The organism is Rheinheimera sp. (genome assembly GCF_020217005.1).
Taxonomy (GTDB): Bacteria; Pseudomonadota; Gammaproteobacteria; order Enterobacterales; family Alteromonadaceae; genus Pararheinheimera.
This window is the reverse complement of record NZ_JAIWOI010000267.1, coordinates 1-10,000: the sequence shown is the minus strand read 5'-3', so window position 1 is coordinate 10,000 and position 10,000 is coordinate 1. Positions and strand designations below refer to the sequence as shown.

General features: G+C 45.4%; 7 protein-coding genes. 2 read left to right on the top strand and 5 right to left on the bottom strand.

Annotated elements, in window-relative coordinates; genetic code table 11:
* Nucleotides 1-563: TetR/AcrR family transcriptional regulator (locus LDL40_RS13050; RefSeq protein WP_300995812.1), on the bottom strand; the 563-nt coding region annotated here is incomplete at its 3' end.
* 167 nt (nucleotides 564-730) lie between these two features.
* Between LDL40_RS13050 and LDL40_RS13045 the strand changes: the two genes are divergently transcribed.
* Entirely contained in the window at nucleotides 731-1,774 is a 1,044-nt protein-coding gene (locus LDL40_RS13045; RefSeq protein WP_300995811.1) for an MBL fold metallo-hydrolase, read from the top strand.
* A 47-nt stretch (nucleotides 1,775-1,821) separates the two neighbouring features.
* On the opposite strand, the gene LDL40_RS13040 is transcribed toward LDL40_RS13045, so the two are convergent.
* The 4 genes from LDL40_RS13040 to LDL40_RS13025 form a co-directional block, all read right to left on the bottom strand.
* On the bottom strand, nucleotides 1,822-2,382 hold the full coding sequence (locus LDL40_RS13040; protein WP_300995810.1) for an NAD(P)H nitroreductase: 561 nt from the start codon (nucleotides 2,380-2,382) through the stop codon (nucleotides 1,822-1,824).
* A 145-nt stretch (nucleotides 2,383-2,527) separates the two neighbouring features.
* Nucleotides 2,528-3,931 carry a glycogen synthase gene (locus tag LDL40_RS13035; RefSeq protein WP_300995809.1) on the bottom strand — a complete coding sequence of 468 codons (1,404 nt, stop codon included), beginning with the start codon at nucleotides 3,929-3,931 and terminating at the stop codon, nucleotides 2,528-2,530.
* Nucleotides 3,932-3,986: 55 nt separating this feature from the next.
* On the bottom strand, nucleotides 3,987-5,219 hold the full coding sequence (glgC, locus tag LDL40_RS13030; protein WP_300995808.1) for a glucose-1-phosphate adenylyltransferase: 1,233 nt from the start codon (nucleotides 5,217-5,219) through the stop codon (nucleotides 3,987-3,989).
* 382 nt (nucleotides 5,220-5,601) lie between these two features.
* On the bottom strand, nucleotides 5,602-7,623 hold the full coding sequence (locus tag LDL40_RS13025; protein ID WP_367304328.1) for an FAD-dependent oxidoreductase: 2,022 nt from the start codon (nucleotides 7,621-7,623) through the stop codon (nucleotides 5,602-5,604).
* Between the two features lie 283 nt (nucleotides 7,624-7,906).
* On the opposite strand from LDL40_RS13025, the gene sppA reads away from it, so the two are divergent.
* Nucleotides 7,907-9,790, top strand: coding sequence for a signal peptide peptidase SppA (gene sppA / locus LDL40_RS13020; protein ID WP_300995806.1), 1,884 nt, complete (start codon nucleotides 7,907-7,909; stop codon nucleotides 9,788-9,790).
* Nucleotides 9,791-10,000: the final 210 nt, after the last annotated feature.

Sequence of the window (10,000 nt, the reverse complement as noted above, 5' to 3'; positions counted from 1 at the left end):
TCATCTACTTTAGTTTCAGTACTTAAATTAAACACCCTTGGCCAGAAGGCAAAAGCTTTAAACATTCCCCAAAACTGAGTCGCCGCCAGCTTAATATCCGGGATAGTCATAACATTATGTTGCTGCGCCTGCGCCAGCCAAAGTTCGAGTCCCCCTTCCTGACTTTCCATACGCTGCATAGCTGCCTGAGCTTTTTCGGGACTGCGGATATACTCAGCCATCACCACTCTCGCCAGTTCAATAAAATCTTCCTGCTCATACACGGCCAGACATTGCCGGCATATAGTCAATAACTGTTGTTCCGCCGACAGCGAAGGGTCAAAAGCAACGCTGGCAGCAGATTTGCTGCTACGCCACAATTCAGTAGTCGCCAGTTCAAACAACTGCTCTTTACTGGCAAAATGATTGTATACAGTGCGCTTAGAGGCCCCCGCCTGCTCTGCTATTCTATCCATACTGGCACCGGCAAAACCAAACAAGCGAAACTCCTGAATTGCAGCCTGCAACACATCCTGTTTTTTTTGTTCTGAGCGTGTCAGTTTTGGTTTTACTTCCGCTTTCACTCTATTTGCTCTGCCTTACAAAATATTCCGACATTATTACACTCAGCAGTTTACTTTTGAAGCAAATTAAGTACACTGCACTGTGTAGTTTACTTTTAGCGGACCCTCTGATGGCCTTCCGACACTATAAGCTTATTTTTACACCACTATTGTTTGCCGGAGTTGCTATGACATCTTATTTATCTACCACCGATGAAAACCAAAGATATATGAACAGCTCAGGTGCCAATGAGGCCGGCTTTTCCAAGTTGCCGCAAATCCTCTGGCAATACCTTAAGAATGGCAATCAAGAACGTACTCCGGCATTTCCTTTGCCTGTACAGAAGTTTCAACTACCGGAGAAAGCCGGAGTTGAGGCTAGGTTATATAAAATCAGCCACTCTACTCTTTTGCTCCAGCTTAATAGCAACTATTGGCTCACTGATCCGGTATTTTCTGAACGCGCTTCACCTGTGCAATGGGCTGGTCCGAAACGTTTTCACGAGTTGCCGATAGAATTAGCTGATATACCAGCGTTAGCCGGCGTCATTCTGTCCCATGATCATTACGATCATTTAGATAAACAGAGCATAATTGCGTTAAAGGACCGGACCGAACATTTTATTGTGCCGCTGGGAGTTGAGCAGCATCTTATCAGCTGGGGTATTCCACAACACAAAATTATCAGTCTGGACTGGTGGCAGCACACTCAATTGCATGGAGTTCAATTAACAGCAACACCAGCGCAGCATTTTTCCGGTCGGGGTCTGAATGATAAGAACAAAACTTTGTGGGCGTCCTGGGCTATCCGTACTGACAAATTGAATGTTTTTTTCAGTGGCGACAGCGGTTATTTTTCAGGCTTTAAACAAATTGGTGAAGTACTGGGCCCATTTGACCTGACATTGATAGAGACAGGCGCCTACAACGAGCTCTGGGCTGATATCCATATGATGCCGGAACAATCTCTGCGTGCTCACCTGGATTTGCAGGGTAAATATATGATCCCCATCCACAACAGCAGCTTTGATTTAGCGATGCACAACTGGTTTGAGCCGCTGGATAGATTAGAAGTCGCAGCTAAGGCCTATCAGGTATCGCTACTTACACCAGTCTTCGGTCAGTCGATAGAACTAGAACACTTATACAAAGCTGATTACAAAAAACCCTGGTGGTACCAACTCAAGTTGACAAGTAAAAGTCAGCCGGAGGAAATACTCAAAGCAGAATAGGAAAGAGCCGCTTTATAACAAAGGGATAAAGCGGCCTCTGAACACCGCTAGTTGTAATCAGTGAAAAACTCTTCGACCGCCAAAGGAGTTCTGTTTGGAACTTCTTGGGCGCAGGTTCCTAAATACAAAAAACCTACAATCTCGTCATCTTCGCCGAGTTCAAAAGCCTGTTTAACAAATTCGTACTGAGTATAGGCACCAGTACGCCATATCCCGCCAAAACCTAAGGCAAAAGCTGCTTGTTGCATAGCCATGACCGCACAGGCAGCCGACTGAGTTTGTTCTGACAGGGGTACTTTTGGATGATTGACACATTTGGCAATACAAACAATAACCATAGGCGCCCGTAAAGGCAGCTGTCGGGCCCGTTCAATTAATTCATTACCTACTGAGGGATCTTCTTCGAGTGCCGCTTCAGCGAAAATATCGCCTAATTTTTCCAGTGACTTACGGCCATTCACCACCACAAAACGCCAGGGTCTTAAATGACCATGATCTGGCACCTGTAAAGCAGCTTGTTTGATAATAGCCAAAGCCTCACCACTTGGTGCAGGTTCAGTTAAACGTGCCGACGAGTAACGAGTCGTCAGTAATGTAACAGCATCCATAGTAAAACCCTTTGATTTAGCTCGTATAAAGCCATAGACCTGGCCGTAAGGCTACCAAACTTTATTTTGTCCGCACAACAGCTTTCGTTAGCATTAATGCTGTTTGTACAAGGACTGGACAAAAATAACAATGGCCATTTTTTGCTCAGTTCTTCAGATCCAGATACAAAGCCTGATACTGAGCTGCACTTTCAGACCACCCAAAACGCTGCTGCATTCCTCTTTGTTGCACTGCCTTGTAAAGATCAGCATTCTGATATAAGGCCAGAGCCCGCTGTAAGGCGTGCAGTAAATCCTCCGCTGACGGCTCAACAAAACCAATGCCTGTCGCTTCCGAATCTGCTAAATCCCTCACCGTATCTTTTAAGCCACCAGTCAGACGTACCAGAGGAACAGTGCCGTAACGCAGACTATAAATCTGATTTAAACCACAAGGTTCAAACAAAGACGGCATCAAAAAGAAATCACCGGCAGCCTCAACCTGATGTGATAAAGCTTCATCAAATCCTTCCACAAATACAAATCGATCGGGGTACCTCAGGTTTAATGCATGCAATCTACCGACATAACCTTGATCACCAGTACCCATCATCAATACCTGCGCATTGGCACTATTCAACCATTGCTCTATCGCTGGCAGCAAATAAGCAAAACCTTTTTGTTCTGTGACCCGGCTTACCAGCACAAAAAGTGGCCATGAATTTTGTTCCAGCCCATAACGTTGTCTGAGCAATGTTTTACAGGCTGACTTGCCACTGAGGTTGTTAAGACTGAATTTACTGTTTAAATGAATGTCTGTCGCCGGATCCCATAGCTCATAATCACAGCCATTTAATATGCCGGTAAAATCCGCTCCACGAGCCAGATACAGCGCGGCTAATCCATTAGCTGCTGGTTCAGACAATAATTCAGCCGCATAACCCTTACTGACAGTATTGACTTTATCAGCATAAGCTAAACCCAAAGCCAACATACTGGAACCAGCCAGAGAACTGACAGGATACACTTCGGTCTGAGCGCGGTCTGCTGCAGACAATGCTTGCTGGTAAGCGCCGTTATGAATGGTAAACAGCATTTTGGTGCCTGGCAAAGCCTGCTGATAAAACTGCTTCAGGTAATAGGCTGCAATACCTGTTTGCCAGTCATGCCCATGGATCACATCTGGCACCCACCCCGTATCAACGCAATACTGCAAAGCTGCTTTACAAAAAAAGGCGAATCGCAAAACATTGTCTGAATAAGCCTGATGACCATCGTCATATGGGCGCGGACGGCCGAAATAGTCATGGTGCTCGATCAGGAGCAGAGGTACTTCCGCATCAGTAACCTGACGTACAGCGCAGCCCTGAGCTAGTCCACCCAGAGCAAAATACACAGAACGCCACTGCTGTTCTACAGGCACAGAATATATGCTGCCATAACGAGGTAAAACTACCTTGATTTCATGACCTAGCTTTTGCATCTGTAATGCCAAACCCCGGCTGGCATCTGCCAGTCCCCCAGTCTTGATCACACCTTCAAATTCACTACACAAGAACAACACACGCATTGCTTATATCCCACTAAAGGCCGCATTCTGAACTGCGGCCTTTAACGCTACAGTATCAGTCAAATCCTACCATTGCCCCTTTGGGGATCACTACTACACCATCAGCAGATACGTGGAAACGCTGACGATCTAATACCGGATCTTCACCAATGATGGTATTCGGCGCAATTTTCACATCTTTGTCGATGATAGCACGACGAATACGGCAACCTCGTCCAATATCGTTATTTCCCATCAGCACACTTTTTTCAATATAAGCATGACTGTGAACTACGGTGTTATACCCCAAAATCGACTGATAAACGATAGCACCACTGACAATGCAGCCCGAGGCCACCATTGAGCTAATAGCTTGCCCTGTTCTGTTAGCTTCATCGTGTACAAACTTAGCTGGCGGCATTGGTGGAGTGTAACTACGTAAGGGCCAATATTTATTGTACAAATCCAAAGGGGGCTGCACAGAAATCAGGTCCATATTTGCTTCATAGTAAGAATCAAGAGTTCCGACATCACGCCAGTAACCTTTAGAGTCGTCTTGTTCACCACGAATCACATTAGTCGAAAAATCATAGACATAGACCCGGCCATCCGGATACATTTTAGGAATTATATTGTGACCAAAATCATGTTTAGAATCAATTTGTGCCGCATCTTCATTCAGCACATCCACTAGCGTCTTGGCATCAAAAATATAGTTGCCCATGGAAGCCAATACATAATCAGGCCTGCCGGGTATAGTTTTAGGGTTGGACTTAGGTTTTTCTTCGAAGCCGATCATTTTACCGCTGCTATCAACTTCTATTACACCAAACTCATGGGCCTGAGACACATGAACAGGGATAGCAGCAACGGTGAGCAACGCATGGTTTTGCCTGTGATAATTCAGCATTTGCCGCACGTCCATTTTGTAGATGTGATCACCACCAAAAACACAAACTTCTTCCGGGTCCAGACCATGGATCAAGTGTATATTCTGGTAAACCGCATCAGCAGTGCCCAGATACCAGTGTTTACCAGTCTGCATCTGAGCAGGAATAGGATCGATAAACCTGTTGGTTAAACCGGTCACCCGCCAGGCTCGGCTCAAATGTTTCATCAGCGAATGTGACTTAAACTGAGTGATTACAAAAATTTGCAGTAAGTCAGAATTGACAAAGTTGTTCAGTACAAAATCGATAATTCTGTAATTGCCACCAAAAGGCACAGCCGGTTTTGCTCTGACTCCCGTCAAAGGTGCCAGCCTGGTCCCTTCGCCCCCCGCTAAAATCATGGTAAGTACACCAGACATAAAAATCTCCCTGTTGATAAACGATTTGAATTTTATTTTTACTCAGTGGTCGTGAAAGCAAAGCTAATACCACAAGCATCTCATGTCTGTAGAATTCTCAAGTCCCCAATCGAATCAATGCTTCTGTGAACATTTAATTCATCAATACCAGATGACACTGATATGACAAAAATCCATTTTGGTGCAAGGATGCAGCAGCGCACCACTAGTGATCAAAACACTTATGCATACGAATGCAATCACGACCTGAGTAATAGCGGGAATTAGGGGGGCTTAGCAAGTGAAATTTAGAAAAATATATTTCAGCAGTTCGATCAAAGCGTAAAACAGTACCCTGTTGATCAGGCTCCAGCTCAGGGCAGACCCCGGCTGGAGCTTGTTATCAAAGTTGGGCTGCTAATTCGGCACCTTGTCTAATAGCTCTTTTAGCATCCAGTTCTGCGGCAACATCAGCTCCGCCTATTAAATGGACTTTTTGTCCGGCATCCAGCAATTGCTGCTGTAAGCTGCGTTCAGGCTCCTGCCCTGCGCAAACGATGACATTATCCACCGCCAGACAACGTTCTTTGCCATCTATACTGATCCAAAGGCCAGCGTCATCAATCTTGAGGTAGCTAACACCGGAGAGCATCTCTACGCCCTTTTTCTTTAATGAGCTGCGATGGATCCAGCCAGTGGTTTTCCCCAAGCCTGCGCCGACTTTACTGGATTTTCGTTGTAACAAAAATACTTTGCGTTCCGAAGGCTCGGAAGCAGCATCAGAGAGCAAAGCGCCACGACTTTGGTAGCCTTTATCAATACCCCAGTCTTTTAACCAGGCTTCTGGTTGCAAAGTCAAAGAATGAGGCTCTGTTAAATATTCACATACGTCAAAACCAATACCACCCGCCCCAATCACAGCGACATTCTGGCCAACTGGCTTGTGATGCTTCAGTACATCCAGATAACTCAACACTTTTGGGTGGTCAAATCCTGGGATATCCAACTGACGGGCCTTGATACCACTGCATAACACAACGTGATCATAACCGCCCGCGGCCAGGCTTTCTGCCGTTTGCTCAGAATTAAGCTGGACGTCAACCTTATGCAGTTTCAGCATTTCAGCGAAATATCGTAATGTCTGATGAAACTCTTCTTTACCCGGAATTTGTTTGGCGTAATTAAACTGACCGCCAATTTCGCCGGCACGATCAAATAACCTAATTTGATGACCTCGGGATGCTGCGTAAACACTAAATGCCAATCCGGCTGGACCTGCTCCAACCACCGCAATTTTTTTCTTCGAAACTGCAGTTTCAAAATTAAGTTCTGTTTCGTAACAAGCTCTTGGATTGACCAAACAACTTGCACGCTTTTTCTGAAACACATGGTCCAAACAGGCCTGATTACATGCAATGCAGGTGTTAATCAAATAAGCCTGGTTCGCCGCTGCTTTGTTAACAAACTCAGCATCAGCGAGGAAAGGCCGCGCCATACAGACCATATCAGCTTGTCCTGATTGGAGAATAGTTTCAGCGACTTGCGGATCGTTAATTCTGTTTGTTGCAATCACCGGTATGCTGGCATGTTTACGCACCTGCTCTGTGACCCAACTAAAAGCCGCGCGCGGCACCATGGTGCCTATGGTTGGAATTCGGGCTTCATGCCAACCTATCCCTGTATTGAGCATAGTGGCGCCGGCAGCAGCTGCAGATGCAGCCAAAGCAACGACTTCATCAAAGCTATTACCGTCTTCGACCAAATCCAGCATAGACAGACGGTAGATAATAATAAAATCCGGGCCACAGGCGTGGCGCACCGCTTTTAGAATTTCAAGTACAAAACGACATCGGTTTTCAAAGCTTCCCCCCCATTGATCAGTGCGCTGGTTAGTGCGGGCACAGAGAAACTGGTTTAGCAGGTAACCTTCTGAACCCATGATTTCAACACCATCGTAACCTGCTTTTTTAGCTAATTTGGCAGAATGAGCAAAGTCTGAGATGGTACTGCGGATTTGGCGTTCAGATAAGGCTTTAGGTTTAAAAGGCGTGATTGGTGATTGCACTGCACTGGGTGCCACACTAAAAGGATGATAACCATAGCGCCCAGCGTGCAGCAACTGGATACAAATTTTTCCTCCGTGCTGATGCACCGCCTGCGTAACCTTTTTGTGCTTAGCCGCCTGCCACCACCAGGTCAATTGACTGCCAAAGGGCACAAGGTTACCACGAAAATTCGGGCTGATACCTCCGGTAATAATTAAGCCGACGCCACCTTTAGCGCGCTCTGCGTAAAATGCAGCTAGTTTGTCAAATCCCTGTTTTTCTTCTTCCAAGCCAGTATGCATAGAACCCATAATGACTCGATTTTTTAACTGAGTGAAGCCCAAATCCAGTGGGGCCAATAAATGCGGATATGCCACAATCTTCTCTCTGGTCGTACCTGTTGAATAGCATGAATGTAGCCGTTTTACTGCTTTATCGCAAGATATACCCAAAGTAATTAGATGCAAGTACTGAGGAATCTTTATCAGCATGAGTTGCCCATAGGTTTGCTCCTACCCAGCCCTGTTTTTATCTGCCCACCTAAGCCACGGCTCTCAATCACTTCGCCGAATATACATTTAGTTACAAATTCCACCCTGAGCTTTAGAGCTAAATTCGGTAGCATAGCTTTTTACTACTTTGCCGAAACTATAGGTACATCATATGTCTGAGAAAAAACCTGGGATCTTAAGACGCTTTTTTGGTGCTATTTGGCGCGCTATCAGTCTGGTTCGTCATATCACTTTTAATCTGATTTTTGCGATTTTGTTTATTTTTGTACTGGTCTCTATTTTCAGTGGTGACGATAAAGTTGAGGTACCGGAAAGTGCAGCCCTGGTTTTGAATTTATCCGGGGATCTGGTGGAAGAAAAACGCTATGTAGATCCTTTAGACCAGGTACTGAACGAAAGTATGGGGTCAGAAGAAGAAGAACCTGAAATTTTAGTGACTGACCTGTTAAAAACTATACAGGCGGCTAAAACTGATGATCGTATCAAAGCAATTGTGCTGGATCTATCTGCTTTTGGCTCTGGTTCCATGGACAAACTGACCATGGTCGGCACAGCCTTACAGGACTTTAAAGCTGCAGGCAAAAAAGTATTAGCCACAGGTGACTATTATAATCAAAACCACTATTTTCTGGCTTCCTATGCAGACAGTATCAATCTGAACCCCATGGGTACGGTAATGCTCGAAGGTTTTGGCAGTTATCCTATGTATTACAAATCTGCCTTGGAAAAATTAAAAATTACCACCCATGTGTTTAAGGTAGGCACCTACAAATCTGCGGTTGAACCTTTTATCCGCGATAACATGTCGGATGAAGCTAAAGAGGCAAATAAAGCCTGGTTAGACGAGCTGTGGGCTGGTTATAAGCAACAAGTTGCAGAGCGTCGTGGATTTGCAGTCGACAATTTTGATGAAACTATTACCGGCTTGTATCAGAAACTTCAGGCGGTTAACGGTGACATGACACAATATGCACTGGATGCCAAATTAGTCGACAGCATCAAAAGCCGCGAAGAGTTCCGCCAAGACTTAATTGCACTGGTTGGTGAGAGCGAAAAACATAGCTTTAACCAGATCCAATTCAAAGATTATCAGGCACAGGTTCTACTTCCTGCTCACTATGACAATCCATTAACTGAAAAAGTAGCAGTAGTAGTCGCCCGTGGCACTATCATCGATGGTTCGGCCAAAGCCGGCACTATAGGTGGTGACTCGACAGCAGCCTTGTTACGTCGCGCCCGTTTTGATGACAAAGTAAAAGCTGTTGTGCTGCGCATCGATAGCGGCGGTGGCAGTGCTTTTGCGTCAGAAATTATAGGTCAGGAAATCAAATTGTTAAAAGCAGCAGGTAAACCAGTGATCGCCTCTATGGGTGCAGTCGCTGCTTCTGGTGGCTACTGGATTGCAGCGCCCGCCAATGAGATTTGGGCATCTCCAACTACCATCACTGGCTCAATCGGTATCTTTGGCTTATTCCACACACTGGAAAACGCATTGCCTGTGTTAGGGCTGAATATTGATGGCGTAGGTACATCAGAACTGGCTGGCTTAAGTTCAGGTTTACCTCTGTTCAAAGGACTGACCCCAGAAATGTCGGGCATTTTTCAGTTGCTGATAAATAAAGGTTATGACGACTTCATCAGTATGGTGTCCGAGCATCGTGGCATGACCAAAGAAGCTGTTGATAAAGTAGCTCAAGGCCGGGTTTGGACAGGTACTAAAGCCCTGGAGTTTGGTTTGGTCGATAAGTTAGGTACCTTTGATGACGCTATAGCTGCAGCTGCAGAAAAGGCTGGATTAAAACAATACGATATCAAGGTAATGGAGCAGGAATTAACCCCAACCGAACAATTATTGCGTGATATGTTCGCTTCAAGTACAGTCCAGGCTCTGCTACCACAAGCTAAAGATTCAGCTTTAGGTCCAATGCTGAAACATATAGTGACGCAAATGAATCAGGACTTTAAGGTACTGGAGCAATTTAACGATCCAAAGGGCATTTACTCAGTTTGTATGAGTTGTACAGCTGTGCATTAAGCCTGGATCAATAAACCAAGCCGCCTGGTGCGGCTTTTTTTATGTCTTAGAAAGACTAAATTCAGATCCAAGAAAAAAATAAACCCGTATAAGCTTTCGCCGATACGGGTTATAAGAATAATGGCGGAGGGGGAGAGATTCGAACTCTCGGAAGGCTATTAACCTTCGCCGGTTTTCAAGACCGGTGCATTAAACCGCTCTGCCACCCCT

Coding starts and splice junctions, on each gene's coding strand:
- sppA (WP_300995806.1), top strand. CDS start 7,907: ATGTCTGAGAAAAAACCTGGGATCTTAAGACGCTTTTTTGGTGCTATT.
- glgC (WP_300995808.1), bottom strand. CDS start 5,219: ATGTCTGGTGTACTTACCATGATTTTAGCGGGGGGCGAAGGGACCAGG.
- LDL40_RS13035 (WP_300995809.1), bottom strand. CDS start 3,931: ATGCGTGTGTTGTTCTTGTGTAGTGAATTTGAAGGTGTGATCAAGACT.
- LDL40_RS13040 (WP_300995810.1), bottom strand. CDS start 2,382: ATGGATGCTGTTACATTACTGACGACTCGTTACTCGTCGGCACGTTTA.
- LDL40_RS13045 (WP_300995811.1), top strand. CDS start 731: ATGACATCTTATTTATCTACCACCGATGAAAACCAAAGATATATGAAC.